The organism is Streptomyces sp. NPDC003284, assembly GCF_053589675.1.
Window position 1 is genome coordinate 222525 of record NZ_JBSFSI010000009.1, and the last position, 13361, is coordinate 235885.

13 protein-coding genes are annotated in these 13361 nt (G+C 73.6%); 9 read left to right on the top strand and 4 right to left on the bottom strand.

The features are described from left to right. Positions 1-40: 40 nt before the first annotated feature. Positions 41-1315 carry an amidohydrolase gene (locus ACWDYF_RS21045; RefSeq protein ID WP_381744322.1) on the top strand — a complete coding sequence of 425 codons (1275 nt, stop codon included), beginning with the start codon at positions 41-43 and terminating at the stop codon, positions 1313-1315. A 31-nt stretch (positions 1316-1346) separates the two neighbouring features. On the opposite strand, the gene ACWDYF_RS21050 is transcribed toward ACWDYF_RS21045, so the two are convergent. After that, a complete protein-coding gene (locus ACWDYF_RS21050) occupies positions 1347-2732 on the bottom strand; it encodes an FAD-dependent monooxygenase (protein ID WP_389464706.1) in 1386 nt (461 codons plus the stop codon). Positions 2733-2810: 78 nt separating this feature from the next. Here ACWDYF_RS21050 and ACWDYF_RS21055 point away from each other — a divergent pair, with 78 nt between their 5' ends. After that, the gene (locus ACWDYF_RS21055) at positions 2811-3401 is read left to right on the top strand and encodes a TetR/AcrR family transcriptional regulator (RefSeq protein ID WP_389464704.1); all 591 of its coding nucleotides are present in this window, start codon (positions 2811-2813) and stop codon (positions 3399-3401) included. Between the two features lie 120 nt (positions 3402-3521). Here ACWDYF_RS21055 and ACWDYF_RS21060 read toward each other — a convergent pair whose 3' ends face one another. Beyond that, on the bottom strand, positions 3522-6896 hold the full coding sequence (locus ACWDYF_RS21060) for a pyruvate carboxylase (protein WP_381744609.1): 3375 nt from the start codon (positions 6894-6896) through the stop codon (positions 3522-3524). Between the two features lie 258 nt (positions 6897-7154). Here ACWDYF_RS21060 and ACWDYF_RS21065 point away from each other — a divergent pair, with 258 nt between their 5' ends. After that, on the top strand, positions 7155-7940 hold the full coding sequence (locus tag ACWDYF_RS21065; RefSeq protein WP_389464703.1) for a polysaccharide deacetylase family protein: 786 nt from the start codon (positions 7155-7157) through the stop codon (positions 7938-7940). A gap of 16 nt (positions 7941-7956) precedes the next feature. On the opposite strand, the gene ACWDYF_RS21070 is transcribed toward ACWDYF_RS21065, so the two are convergent. Continuing rightward, positions 7957-8364, bottom strand: coding sequence for a hypothetical protein (locus ACWDYF_RS21070; protein ID WP_389464701.1), 408 nt, complete (start codon positions 8362-8364; stop codon positions 7957-7959). Between the two features lie 152 nt (positions 8365-8516). Here ACWDYF_RS21070 and ACWDYF_RS21075 point away from each other — a divergent pair, with 152 nt between their 5' ends. The 3 genes from ACWDYF_RS21075 (at position 8517) to ACWDYF_RS21085 (ending at position 9557) form a co-directional block, all read left to right on the top strand. After that, positions 8517-8672 (top strand): DUF6131 family protein, encoded by a 156-nt coding sequence (locus ACWDYF_RS21075; RefSeq protein WP_018569886.1) that lies wholly within the window; start codon positions 8517-8519, stop codon positions 8670-8672. Between the two features lie 130 nt (positions 8673-8802). Then, the gene (locus tag ACWDYF_RS21080) at positions 8803-9282 is read left to right on the top strand and encodes an ATP-binding protein (protein ID WP_389464699.1); all 480 of its coding nucleotides are present in this window, start codon (positions 8803-8805) and stop codon (positions 9280-9282) included. Between the two features lie 80 nt (positions 9283-9362). Next, on the top strand, positions 9363-9557 hold the full coding sequence (locus ACWDYF_RS21085) for an antitoxin (protein ID WP_381744608.1): 195 nt from the start codon (positions 9363-9365) through the stop codon (positions 9555-9557). Positions 9558-9651: 94 nt separating this feature from the next. Here ACWDYF_RS21085 and ACWDYF_RS21090 read toward each other — a convergent pair whose 3' ends face one another. Beyond that, positions 9652-10449 carry an SAM-dependent methyltransferase gene (locus tag ACWDYF_RS21090; protein WP_018569889.1) on the bottom strand — a complete coding sequence of 266 codons (798 nt, stop codon included), beginning with the start codon at positions 10447-10449 and terminating at the stop codon, positions 9652-9654. A gap of 301 nt (positions 10450-10750) precedes the next feature. Here ACWDYF_RS21090 and ACWDYF_RS21095 point away from each other — a divergent pair, with 301 nt between their 5' ends. The 3 genes from ACWDYF_RS21095 (at position 10751) to ACWDYF_RS21105 (ending at position 13260) form a co-directional block, all read left to right on the top strand. Beyond that, positions 10751-11227, top strand: coding sequence for an SPW repeat protein (locus tag ACWDYF_RS21095; protein ID WP_018569890.1), 477 nt, complete (start codon positions 10751-10753; stop codon positions 11225-11227). Between the two features lie 175 nt (positions 11228-11402). Continuing rightward, on the top strand, positions 11403-12266 hold the full coding sequence (locus tag ACWDYF_RS21100; RefSeq protein ID WP_381744311.1) for a ribonuclease BN: 864 nt from the start codon (positions 11403-11405) through the stop codon (positions 12264-12266). An 85-nt stretch (positions 12267-12351) separates the two neighbouring features. Continuing rightward, a complete protein-coding gene (locus tag ACWDYF_RS21105) occupies positions 12352-13260 on the top strand; it encodes a DMT family transporter (RefSeq protein ID WP_389464697.1) in 909 nt (302 codons plus the stop codon). Positions 13261-13361 lie beyond the last annotated feature (101 nt).

Genomic DNA, 13361 nt, shown 5'->3' on the forward strand with positions numbered 1-13361 from the left:
CCGGCGGCTGCGCCGGTCCCGAGCACCGGAAGGTGGCACGATGCCCAGCACGTCCTCCCCGCACCCCGAAGCGTCCGCCCTCGCCGACCTCTACCGCGACCTCCACGCCCACCCCGAACTCGCCTTCTGCGAGCACCGCACCGCCCAGATCGCCGCCGACCGGCTGCGCGCTGCCGGGTACGAGACCGCCACCGGGATCGGCGGCACGGGAGTCGTCGGTGTGCTGCGCAACGGCGAGGGGCCCGTCGTGGCCCTGCGCGCCGACATGGACGCGCTGCCCGTGGAGGAGCGCACGGATCTGCCCTACGCCAGCTCCGCGCGGGCCACCGACGGGGACGGCAACGCGGTGCCCCTGATGCACGCCTGCGGCCATGACGTGCACGTCAGCTGTCTGCTGGGCGCCGCGGCGGCGCTGGCCGCGGACCGCGCCTCCTGGCGGGGCACGCTGCTGCTGGTGTTCCAGCCCGCCGAGGAGGTCGGCCGGGGCGCGCAGGCGATGATCGACGACGGGCTGTTCGAGCGGTTCGGCCGGCCGCGGGTCGTGCTCGGCCAGCACGTGGCGCCGCTGCCCGCCGGGTACGTGGGGCTGCACGCCGGGCCCGCGTTCGCCGCGTCCGACTCGCTGCGCGTCGTGCTGCACGGCAGCGGCGGCCACGGGTCGCGGCCCGAGGCGTGTGTCGACCCGGTCGTCATGGCCGCGGCGACGGTGCTGCGGCTCCAGGGCATCGTCGCCCGGGAGATCGCGGGCACCGCCACCGCGGTGGTCACCGTGGGCGCGCTGCACGCCGGGAACAAGCCGAACGTCATCGCGGACCGCGCCGAGCTGCTGCTGAGCGTGCGCACCTTCGAGCCCGCGGTGCGCACCGCGGTCCTGGCGGCCGTGGAGCGGATCGTCCGGGCCGAGGCCGCCGCCTCGGGCGCGCCGCGCGATCCGGAGATCTCGTGCACCGAGTCGTTCCCCGCGGTCGTCAACGACCCCGAGGCGTCCGCGCTGACCCGGCGGGCGCTCGCGGGGGCGCTGGGCGAGGCGCGGGTGGTCGATCCGGGGCCGGCCACCGGCAGCGAGGACATCGGTGTGCTGGCCGAGGCCGCCGGGGCGCCCTGCGTCTACTGGCTGCTGGGCGGCGCCGACCCGGCGGCCTTCGCCGCGGCCCGCACCTTCGAGGAGCTGGCCCGGATCGCCCACGGCCTGCCGTCCAACCACTCGCCGCTCTTCGCGCCGGTCGTCGAACCGACCCTGCGCACCGGTGTCACCACGCTGACCGCCGCCGCCCGCGCCTGGCTGGCCGGTGCCGGGGACGGCACGGGCCGCTGAGGTACGGCCGCCGCCGCGCGGGGCCGCCGACTCAGGCCAGATGGCCGTCCGGGCGGACGACGAAGGTGTCGCCCGAAGACGCCCCGTAGGCCGCATGGGCGTGGCCGTCCGCGTCGGTCACGTACTCGCCGCCCCGCCCGGGGCCGGGCCGCTCGCCGGGGCGCAGTACGGCGTAGGTGTGCGGCTCCGCCGCGGGGGCGTCGGCGCCGAAGACGAGGCGGGTGGAGTGCGGGCCCCGGAACAGGTCGAAGAGCCGTACCCGGGCGCCGGTCGCGTCCAGGACCGGGGCGTCGGGCGCCCGGTCGCCGGTGACGAGGTGGCCGGTGGCGCCGGGGGCGCGGTAGGTGATGTCGAGGCCGTAGTTCTCCTCGCCGCGCCGGTAGGCGTCCTCGCGGCCCTCGGTGTAGCGGTTCAGCAGCGCGGTGGTGGCCCCGAGGACGCGCGCCGCGACGGCGCGCCGCTCGCGCTCGTAGCCGTCGAGGTCGTGTCCGGCGGCCAGCCGCCAGCCGAGGTTGTAGGCGTCCTGGACACCGGTGTTCATGCCCTGGCCGCCGGTCGGCGGGTGGACGTGCGCGGCGTCGCCCGCCAGGAAGACCCGGCCGGACCGGTAGCGGTCGGCGAGGCGCACATTGGGCCGCCACACCGTCGACCAGCCGTGGCCGGTGAGGCGCACGCCCGCCGAGAACCGGTCCAGGGCCGCCTGCATGGTCGTGAGCGAGGCGTCGTCGCCCGTGCCGAGCCGGGTGACGAACTGGAACATGCCGGTGCCCGGCAGCGGCGACAGGCCGACGCCCTCCGCCGGGTCGTCGCCCGCGGCGAACCAGTACCCGAAGGCCGGGTCGAGGTCCGGGGCGCGCACGTCGCCGATCAGCATGCGGAACGTCTCGTCGGTGGTGCCGGGGAAGGCCACGCCGATCGCCTTGCGCACGAGGCTGGCGCCGCCGTCGGCGCCGACCAGATGGTCCGCCCGGTCGCTCTCGCCGGTGGAGAGCCGTGCGGTGACGCCGTCGGCGTCCTGCTCCAGGCCGACCAGCGCGGTGCCGGACTCGACCCGCACGCCGAACGCGGCGAGCCGGGCGCGCAGGATGCCCTCCAGCTGGGACTGGCCGAGGACCCAGGGGTTGGGGTACGGCACGTCGGGGCGCGGCTCGCGCGGTGCGAACATCCGGCGTTCGCTCACGGCGCGGCCGTCGAGGTGGACACGGGTCGGGGCGGGCGGCGCGCCCTCCTTCAGGACGGCCTCCAGCACGCCGAGGTCGTCGAGGACCTCCAGGGTGCGGGGCTGGATGCCGTCGCCGCGCGACCCGGCGAAGAACTCCTCGGCCCTGTCGACGATCCGCACCTCCACTCCGCGCCGCGCCAGGTCGATGCCGAGGGTCAGTCCGGTGGGTCCGGCGCCGACGATGAGAACCCGCATAATGAATCTCCATTCACTGAATTTAGATTCACTCTGCGGGCTGCTAGCGTGCCCTGTCAAGGTCACGAGGAGAGCGGCGTGAAACGTTCGGTACAGGCGGCCGAAACCAGAGGTGCGCTGATCGAGGCGGCCAAGCGGCTGTTCACCACGCGCGGGTACCTGAACACCAAGATCACCGACATCACGGCCGAGGCCGGGCGCTCGGCAGGCTCCTTCTACAACCACTTCACGGGCAAGCAGGAGCTGCTGGAGGCCCTGCTCGCGGAGGTCTCGGCGGCCGGCGACCGCACCGCGGACAGCGCGGAGCACAAGGCGGACTTCACCGACCCGGACGCGATCCGCTTCCATGTCGCCGCCTATGTGCGGGTGTACCGGGAGCACGCCGCCACCCTGCTCGCGCTGCATCAGGCGTCCCTGGTCAGCGAGGAACTGGCCGCGACCCTGCGGCACTGGCGGCGCGCCCAGCTCGACGACCTGCGCGACCACCTCCGCCACGTCCCCGACCTCCCGGCCTCCCCCGAGGCCACCCTCACCCTGCTGACCGCGACGTTCGACAGCGTCACCCAGCCCTGGTCCGACCTCCCCGAGGACGAGGCCGTGGAGGCCGTCACCCGGTTCGCCTACCGGGCGCTCAACGGCCGGGACGTGCCCGCCCCGCAGGAGTCCTGAGGGCGCACGGACGCCCCCGCGCGGAAGTCCTGGAGGCGCACGGACACCACGGACGAGGAGGGCGCCGTCCGCCGTTCCCGGCAGTCGGCGCCCCCCTCGTCCGCGCGGTCGCGCGGCGGGTCAGCCCACCTCGATCAGCAGGTCGCCGCCCTCCACCTGCTGGATGCGGTGGATGGCGAGCCGGCGCACCCGGCCGGCGCGCGGGGCCGTGATCGCGGCCTCCATCTTCATCGCCTCGATGGTGGCCACGGTCGCCCCGGCCGCCACCTCCTCGCCCTCGGCGACCGCCAGCGTCACCACCCCGGCGAACGGCGCCGCGACATGCCCCGGATCGCCGCGGTCCGCCTTCTCCGTCACCGGGACGTCGGAGGCGGCGGCGGTGTCCCGCACCTGGACCGGGCGGAGCTGGCCGTTGAGCGAGGACATCACCGTGCGCATCCCGCGCTCGTCCGCCTCGCCGACCGCCTGGAGCTCGATCAGCAGCCGGACGCCCGGTTCGAGGTCGACGGCGTACTCGGTGCCGGGGCGCAGCCCGTAGAAGAAGTCCTTGCTGTCCAGCACGCCGGTGTCGCCGTAGGTCTGGCGGTGCTGCTCGAAGTCGCGCGTCGGGCCGGGGAACAGCAGCCGGTTGAGGGTGGCGCGCCGGTTCTTGTCCAGGCCCTCGCGGTCCTCGGCGCTCAGTCCGGCGACGGGCCTGGCCTCCGCGCGGCCCTGGAGCGCCTTGGTGCGGAAGGGTTCGGGCCAGCCGCCGGGCGGGGTGCCCAGCTCGCCGCGGAGGAAGCCGATGACGGAGTCGGGGATGTCGAACCGGTCCGGGGTCCGCTCGAAGTCCGCCGGGTCGACCCCGGCGCCCACCAGGTGCAGGGCGAGGTCGCCGACCACCTTGGAGGACGGGGTGACCTTGACGAGGCGGCCCAGGATGCGGTCGGCGGCGGCGTACATCGCCTCGATGTCCTCGAAGCGGTCGCCGAGGCCCAGGGCGACCGCCTGGGTGCGCAGGTTGGAGAGCTGGCCGCCGGGGATCTCGTGGTGGTAGACGCGCCCGGTCGGCGCGGCGAGGCCCGCCTCGAAGGGCGCGTAGATCCTGCGGACGCCCTCCCAGTACGGCTCCAGGTCGCCGACGGCCTTCAGGTCGAGGCCGGTGGGCCGCTCGGAGTGGTCGGTGGCGGCCACCAGCGCCGTCAGCGACGGCTGGGAGGTGGTGCCGGCCATGGAGGCGACCGCGCCGTCCACCGCGTCGACGCCCGCCTGCGCCGCGGCCAGATAGGTGGCGAGCTGGCCGCCCGCGGTGTCGTGGGTGTGCAGATGGACCGGGAGGCCGAACTCGCGGCGCAGGGCCGTGACGAGGGTGGCCGCGGCGGGGGCCCGCAGCAGTCCGGCCATGTCCTTGACGGCCAGGACGTGCGCGCCCGCCTCGACGATCTGCTCGGCCAGCCGCAGATAGTAGTCCAGGGTGTAGAGGCGCTCGGCGGGGTCGGACAGGTCGGCCGTGTAGCACAGGGCGACCTCGGCGACGGCCGTCCCGGTCTCGCGCACGGCGTCGATGGCCGGACGCATCTGGCCGACGTCGTTGAGCGCGTCGAAGATGCGGAAGATGTCGATGCCGGTGGCCGCGGCCTCCTGGACGAAGGCGTCGGTGACCTCGGTCGGGTACGGCGTGTAGCCCACGGTGTTGCGGCCGCGCAGCAGCATCTGGAGACAGATGTTGGGCACCGCCTCGCGCAGCGCGGCCAGCCGCTCCCAGGGGTCCTCGGCGAGGAAGCGCAGCGCGACGTCGTAGGTGGCGCCGCCCCAGCACTCCAGGGAGAGCAGTCCGGGCAGGGTGTGGGCCACGGCGGGCGCGGCGGCCAGCAGGTCCTTGGTGCGCACCCGGGTGGCCAGCAGGGACTGGTGGGCGTCGCGGAAGGTGGTGTCGGTGACGCCGAGTCCGGGCGACTCGCGCAGATGGCGGGCGAAGCCCTCGGGGCCGAGTTCGACCAGCCGCTGCCGGGAACCGGCCGGCGGCTCGCCGGCGGGCAGCGGCGGCAGCTTGGTGACCGGGTCGACGGTCCCGGGCCGCTCGCCGTGCGGCTTGTTGACCGTCACGTCCGCGAGATAGGTGAGCAGTTTGGTGCCGCGGTCGGCGGAGGAGCGAGCGGTCAGCAGGTGCGGGCGCTGCTCGATGAACGAGGTGGTGACCCGCCCGGCCTGGAAGTCCGGGTCGTCCAGGACGGCCTGGAGGAAGGGGATGTTGGTGGCGACCCCGCGGATGCGGAACTCGGCCACCGCGCGCCGGGCCCGGCCGATCGCCGCCTTGAAGTCCCGGCCCCGGCAGGTCAGTTTGACCAGCATGGAGTCGAAATGGGCGCTGATCTCCGTCCCGGCGTGCGTGGTCCCGCCGTCCAGCCGGATGCCGGAGCCGCCCGGGGAGCGGTAGGCGCTGATCCGCCCGGTGTCGGGCCGGAAGCCGTTGGCCGGGTCCTCGGTGGTGATACGGCATTGCAGGGCCGCGCCCCGCAGCCGCACGGTGTCCTGGGAGAGGCCGAGGTCGGCCAGGGTCTCCCCGGCGGCGATGCGCAGCTGGGCCTGGACCAGGTCGACATCGGTGACCTCCTCGGTCACCGTGTGCTCGACCTGGATGCGCGGGTTCATCTCGATGAAGACATGGCGGCCCTCCCGGTCGAGCAGGAACTCCACGGTGCCCGCGTTGCGGTAGCCGATCTCGCGGGCGAAGCGCACCGCGTCGGCGCAGATCCGCTCCCGCAGCTCCGGGTCCAGGTTCGGCGCGGGGGCCAGCTCGATGACCTTCTGGTGGCGGCGCTGCACCGAGCAGTCGCGCTCGAAGAGGTGGATCACCTCGCCGGTGGAGTCGGCGAGGATCTGCACCTCGATGTGGCGCGGTTCGACGACGGCCTTCTCCAGGAAGACGGTCGGGTCACCGAAGGCGGAGGCGGCCTCGCGGGAGGCGGCCTCGATGGACTCGCGCAGCGTCGCCGGGCTCTCGACCCGGCGCATCCCGCGCCCGCCGCCGCCCGCGACGGCCTTGACGAACACCGGGAACCCGACGTCCTCGGCGGCGCGGACGAGTTCGTCGATGTCCGTGGAGGGGGCGCAGGAGCCGAGCACCGGCACCCCGGCCGCCCGCGCGGCGGCCACCGCACGGGCCTTGTTCCCGGTGAGTTCGAGGGTGTCGGCGTCCGGTCCGACGAAGGCGATGCCCGCCTGTTCGCAGGCGCGCGCCAGTTCCGGGTTCTCGGACAGGAACCCGTAGCCCGGGTAGACGGCGTCGGCACCGGCCCGGCGTGCCGCCGCGACGATCTCCTCCACCGAGAGGTAGGCCCGCACCGGATGCCCCGGCTCGCCGATCTCGTAGGCCTCGTCGGCCTTCAGCCGGTGCAGGGAGTTGCGGTCCTCGTGCGGGAAGACGGCGACGGTGCGCGCCCCCAGTTCATATCCGGCGCGGAACGCGCGAATGGCGATCTCGCCGCGGTTGGCGACCAGTACCTTGCGGAACATCCTGGATCCCTTCGGCCTGCCGGTGACGAGGACCATGGTGTCGGTCACCTCCACGCCGTGCCATATGAACCGGGCCACTCGTCGTGATCTGTCGCGCCGATACGCCCGACGGGCCGTCAGAAGGCCCCCGGCGCCGCCGTTGTGTCGCGCGTTGCCCGCGGAATTGTCCTTGATCGGTAACAGCGGGATCCCCGGGGGGCGTCCGGCCGTCATCCAGGGTGCAGGGCAACACGGTGACGGCGAGAAGCGGAGCGGGACATGATGCGGCACGGCGGCGGACGGGGTTGGCACGGGCGGGTGCTGGCGGCGGCTCTCGGGGTGACCGCGGTGGCCGCCGCGACCTCGGTGTGGACCGCGCAGGCCGACCCGACGGGCGGTCACTCCTCCCACGCGGGCGCCTCGGCGGGCGCGGCGGCGGGCGAGCAGGGCAAGGCCGCGAAGGTGGCGGTGACCATAGCCCACGCCTCGGACAAGGGTGACCGGGGCGTGAACATCACCATCGACGACGGCCCCGACCCGACCTGGACGCCCAAGGTGCTGGAGGTGCTGCGGGAGTACGACGTCAAGGCCACCTTCTGCATGGTCGGCACGCAGGCCAAGGCCTACCCCGACATGGTCAAGGCGGTGGTGGCCGCCGGGCACCGGCTGTGCGACCACACGGTGTCCCACGACACCTCCATGGACCACAAGCCGGAGTCCTACCAGTCGCAGCAGATCCTCGACGCCGAGAAGATGATCACGGACGCGTCCGGGGGTGTCCGGCCGATGTACTACCGGGCGCCGGGCGGCGCGTTCACTCCCTACAGCCGCCAGTTGGCCGCGGACCGGGGGATGCGGCCGCTGGGCTGGAACGTGGACACCAAGGACTTCGAGCGCCCCGGCACCGCGGCCATCGTCGCCACCGTCAAGCAGGAGCTGCACAACGGACCGACCGTCCTCTTCCACGACGCGGGCGGGGACCGCTCCCAGACCGTGGCCGCGCTGCGGGAGGTCCTGCCCTGGCTGAAGCAGCAGGGCTACTCCTTCGGCTTCCCGGTGCGCTGACCCCGTCCCGGCCGTCTCAGGTCCCCGGATCCCCGGGGACCGGTCCGTCCGCCGCGCCGCCCCGGCCACCGGCCAGGGCGGCGACCGTCACCGCGGCCCAGCCCAGCGCGGTCACGACGGCGCCGGCCCGGCGGACCCGGCCGCCCGAGCCGGTGCCGAACAGCACCGCGTCACCGACGTCGGAGGCGATCCGTACGGCGGTCGCGGTGACCAGGGCCGGGCCGCGCGGCGCGAGCAGCATGGCCAGCCCGGAGGCGGCGTCGCGCCAGGCCAGCGGACGCAGGGCCGTGGCCGTGTGCGGATGGGTGTTCCCCTCCGGGTCCACCAGTCCCACGGGCCGGGCCAGCCAGCCGGGCCGGTACGCCGCCACGGCTCCGTAGGCAGCCGTCACCGCCCCGACCGTACGCAGCAGTCCTGTACGCACCGACACACCTCCACCGAGCGGGAAAAGCCTCTTGCGCGGAATGCCTCGCGCGAGCGATCGGCACTCCTTGTCCTGATTCCTGTGCACACATACCCGTTGGGGCTTCTTTGGGTGCACAGTGGAGGGAGTACTACCCCCAACAGGAGGCGGCCATGATCCTCCTCGGCGTCATTCTGCTCATCGTCGGCTTCGTCACCGGCATCTCGATCCTGTGGACCATCGGCATCATCCTGGCCGTGATCGGCGCGGTGCTGTGGATCCTGGGAGCCATGGGGCACGCGGTGGCCGGCCATCGCCACTACTGGTGACCGGCCCGGCAGCGCCTCATCGTCACGTCCGCCTCACGCCACCCGTACGGGAGTGGTCTATTCCGCGCGGGGCGGGGTAACCGGACAATCGGAAGAGCAGTAACACAGTGTGACAGTTTGAGGCAACCATATGGCCATCCCGCTTAGGCAGAAGGCGTCGGATGAGCCGGACCGGTACGGGAGCACGCCCACAGCGCTGCGCTGGGACGTCCGCTGGGACAGTGGCGCGATCAGCGCCGCCGAGGCCCGAGCGGCTGTCGGCAGGTTTCTGGACCGCGTCCGAGTCACCGGCCGCACACCCGTCCCCGACCGCGTGGCACAGGACGCGCAACTGGTGGTCAGCGAGCTGATCACCAACGCGGTACGGCACGCCCCAGGCCCCTGCGGGCTGTGCCTGGAAGCGGAGCCCGACAGCGGGCTCGTGCGGATCAGCGTGTGGGACACCTCCCCGCAGCCGCCCCGGCCCCGGCCCCCGGACGGGCGCCGGGTGGGCGGTCACGGGCTGGAGATCGTCGAAGCGCTCAGTCACAGCCTGACGGTCACCGACCGTGAGACCGGAAAGGAGATCACCGCTCAACTGCTGCTGCCCGCGCCGTCCCGCGAGCAGTGAACCGGCGGCCCGCGCCAGCGGATGCGTCACCCGGACGGGCGGGCCATGCTGGAGGAGAACGAGCCGTGAAGGAGTACGCGATGGGCATGATGGACAAGCTCAAGGGGCTGCTCAAGGGACATGAGGAGCAGGCCGGCAAGGGCATCGACAAGGGCGGCGACTACATCGACCAACGCACCCAGGGCAAGTACAGCGGCCAGGTGGACACGGCGCAGGACAAGCTCCGGGGGCAGCTCGGTGACCAGGGCCGGGACACCGGCGAGCCGCCGCGCTGACCCCTCGGCCCGTCCCGGCCCCGGTGTGATGCCCCACGGGTGATCACACCGGGGCCGTCGCGCGCGGCGCGGCCGCCGGGCGGCGGGTCCCCGCTCAGGGGACGCGGGCGACTCCGGCGTAGATGCCGCTGCCCTCGGGGCGCGGCGCCGGGACGTCCTTGACCCACTCGGTGGCCGTCACCAGGCCCGGCTCCACGAGTTCCAGACCGTCGAAGAAGCGGGCGACCTCCGCGCGGGTACGGAAACCGAGGCGGATGCCGCCCTTGGCGTACTCGGCGGTGACCTGCTCGGCCAGTTCCGGGTAGAGGTCGGACGCCGCGTGGGACAGCACCAGGTGGCTGCCGGAGGGGAGCGCGGCCACCAGCTCGCGGACGATGCCGTGGGCGTTCTGGTCGTCGGGGACGAAGTGCATCAGCGCGATCAGCGAGAGCACCACGGGGCGCTCGAAGTCCAGTATCCGGCGGGCGTGTTCGAGGATCTGGTCCGGGCGGCGCACATCGGCCTGGATGTAGTCGGTGACGCCCTCGGGGCGGCTGACGAGCAGCGCCTCGGCGTGCCGCAGCACGATCGGGTCGTTGTCGGTGTAGACGACCCTGGCGGTCGGGACGGTGCGCTGGACGATCTGGTGCAGGTTGGGCTCGGTGGGGATGCCCGTGCCGACGTCGAGGAACTGGTCCAGGCCGCGCCCGGCGAGCCAGGCGGCGGCGCGGTTCATGAACGCCCGGTTCTGCCGGGCCGCGTCATGGGCCTCGGGGGGCAGCTGACGGCCGACGGCCTCGTCCACGGGGTAGTTGTCCTTGCCGCCGAGCAGCCAGTCGTACACCCGGGCGGGATGGGCCTTGCTGGTGTCTATCGGCGGGGTGGACGGGAGATCGGGGGTACCGGTGACCATGCGGACTCCGTCGTGCGAGTGGAACGGGCAAGGGGTGTCGATCACCGCAGTCTCGCACACCGTTTCGCCTGCCGATAAGGGCAGTTGCCGTACGCGGGCCCGCGGGATCGCCGCCCTCACGGCGTCCCGCCGCGGGTCCGGCGCGACCGCCTTCCCCCACCTGGCCGGCCACTGCCGCAAGGGGCGGCGCACGGTCCGCACATAAGGGATACAAGAGGTATAAAAGGAATATAAGTCACCCATACGGGGGAACCTCTACATGACGTAAAGAACCCCCCTTGATGGAGAGGAGACGACAGCGATGTCGTATCCACACCGCTCCAGTGACGTGGGCACCCACCATCCGGAGATGATGGGCTCGCATCCCGAGATCGCGGAGATGCGGGAACGGCTCGAACGCACCGCGTCGAGCGGTCCGGCGATGGCCGTCGAAGGTCTCATCGTCCTGGCCGGCCTGTACGCCGCGATCTCTCCCTGGGTCGTGCACTTCGCGATCCAGCCCGCCATCACCGTCAACAACCTGCTCGTCGGGATCACCGTCGGCGTCATCGGGCTCGGTCTGGCACTGGCACCGGAACGCATGTTCCGGCTGGCCTGGGCGCTCGTGCCGCTCGGCGTGTGGCTGTTCATCTCCCCCTGGGTGGTCACCCTCACCCACGGCGCACGGGCGGGCATCATCTGGAACAACTGCTGGGTCGGAGCGGTCATCGCCGCGCTGGGCCTCGCGGCCATGGGCCTGACCATCGGCGTGGCACGCCGGGGCCGCACCCACCACTGACCCCGCCGTCCCGGCCCGCGCCGTACCCGCACACAGCCGAGCGGGCACGGCGCGGGCCCTGTGCCCCGCCGAGGTGCTACGGGACCTCGGGACGCGGGCGCGGGGCGGTGCCGGGTGCGGCCGGGCGGACGCCCGCGCGTTGCGGACGGGCGTCCTCGCGTGCAGAGTGGCGCTCGTGAAGCGCCACGTGCCGCGGGTCCGGCAGGCGGTGCTCGATCTGGAGCACCGGCTCGGCGCGTACGTCCTGGTCCGGCGCGGTCGCGACATCGAGCTGATGCACCGGGCCATGGGGTTCGCCACCCTGTCCCTGGTCACCCTGGCGCCGCTGCTCATCGTGGTGGCCGCCGCCGATCCGCTGGGCGAGGGCGGCTTCGCGTCGTGGCTGGTGGACGGCATGGGGCTGTCGGGCCGCTCCGCCCATGTCCTCACCGACATCATCACCCCGCCGGTCAAGGTGATCGGCACCACCAGCGTGTGGGGCGGTGTCCTGCTCGCGGTGTTCGGGGTGTCGTTCGCCGGGAGCGTCCAGAACGGCTACGAACGCGTCTGGGGGCTGCCGCCCGGCCCGTGGCACCGGGTGTGGCGGCAGGTCAGCTGGCTGGCGGTGCTGACCGCGTACCTCTACCAGGAGGTACTGAACGGCCACCAGTTCCACGGCCTGCCGCGGATCGTGGTGTCCGCGACGACGGGTGTGCTGTTCTTCTGGTGGGGCCAGCACTTCCTGCTGGGCGGCCAGCTGCACTGGCGGACCCTGCTGCCCGGCGCGCTCGCCACCATGGTGGGCCTGGGCGGCCTGCGTGTCTTCTCCTACCTGGTCTTCACCCCGCTCATCGTCGACAACGCGATCAGCTACGGCACCGTCGGGATCGTGCTGGTGGTGGAGTCCTGGCTCACCGGGGTCGGCTTCGTCGTCTACGGGGGCGCGATGTTCGGCCGCTGGTTCTGCGACCACCACTGGACGCCCCGGCGCGCGCCGGGCCACGACGGGCGGGGACCCGGCCGGTACATCCGGCGGCGCGCACGGCGGGACACCCCGTGAGCGGCGGACCGTCCCGGACGCCTGTCCGGGCCCGCGCGGCAACCGGGCCGCACCGGGCTCCCGACGACGTCCGGGGCGGCCGCCGATGAGCGCCCTGACGATCGTGCTCGCCCTGTTCGCTGCGCTGTCCAACGCCTCCGCCTCGGTGCTCCAGCGCCGGGCCGCGACGGACGAGGACCCGGGCGGCTCCGGGATCCGGCAGGCGGCGCGCTGGCTCACCCGGGTGCTGCGGCGCCCCTCCTGGCTGGCGGGCGCCGCGCTGCTCGGCCTGTCCACCGTCCTCCAGGCGGCGGCACTGGCCGTGGGCAGTCTGTCCCTGGTCCAGCCGCTCATGGCCAGTGAGCTGCTGTTCACGCTGGCCGTGGGCAGTGTCGTCTTCCGCAGCCGGCCGGACTGGCGGACCTGGCTGGCCTTCGCCGCGCTGGCCGTCGGCCTCTCCCTCTTCCTCGGCGCGGCCTCCCCCTCGGAGGGCCGGCCGACCGCCGAGCCGCGTCTGTGGCTGCTGGCGGGTCCCGCGGTGCTCGCCCTGGTGGCGGTGTTCACGGCCGCTTCCCGCCTGGTGCGGGGCGCCCCGCGGGCCGGGCTGCTGGGTCTGGCGGCCGCGGTGTCCTTCGCCGGCACCGCCGCGCTGCTCAAGGAGGTCATGGGGCGGCTCGGACAGGGCGTGCCCGCGGTGCTGGCCTCCTGGCCGCCGTACGCCACCCTCGTCGTCGGCACGCTCGGCTTCCTGCTGTTGCAGAGCGCGTTCCGGGCCGGGAGCCTCACCGCGTCCCAGCCCGCGCTGACCCTCGGTGACGCCCTGACCAGCGTGGTCCTGGGCTGGGTGCTGTTCCAGGAGTACATCGGGCTGGGGGTGCGGGTGCTGCCCGAGGCGATCGGTGTCGCCCTGATCGGCGCGGGCAGCGTGGGACTGGCGCGGGCCACGGCCGCCGACGGCGGCTGGGACAGCCCGCCCGACGACAGCCCCCGCGACGGTCCCGGCCCCGCCCCCTGACGACGGGGCACGAGCCGGGACCGGGCCGCGCTCCGGGCGCGAACCGGTCCGCCGGTCAGTCAGTCAGTCAGTCAACCGATGGGTCGGTCGGTCAGCCGATC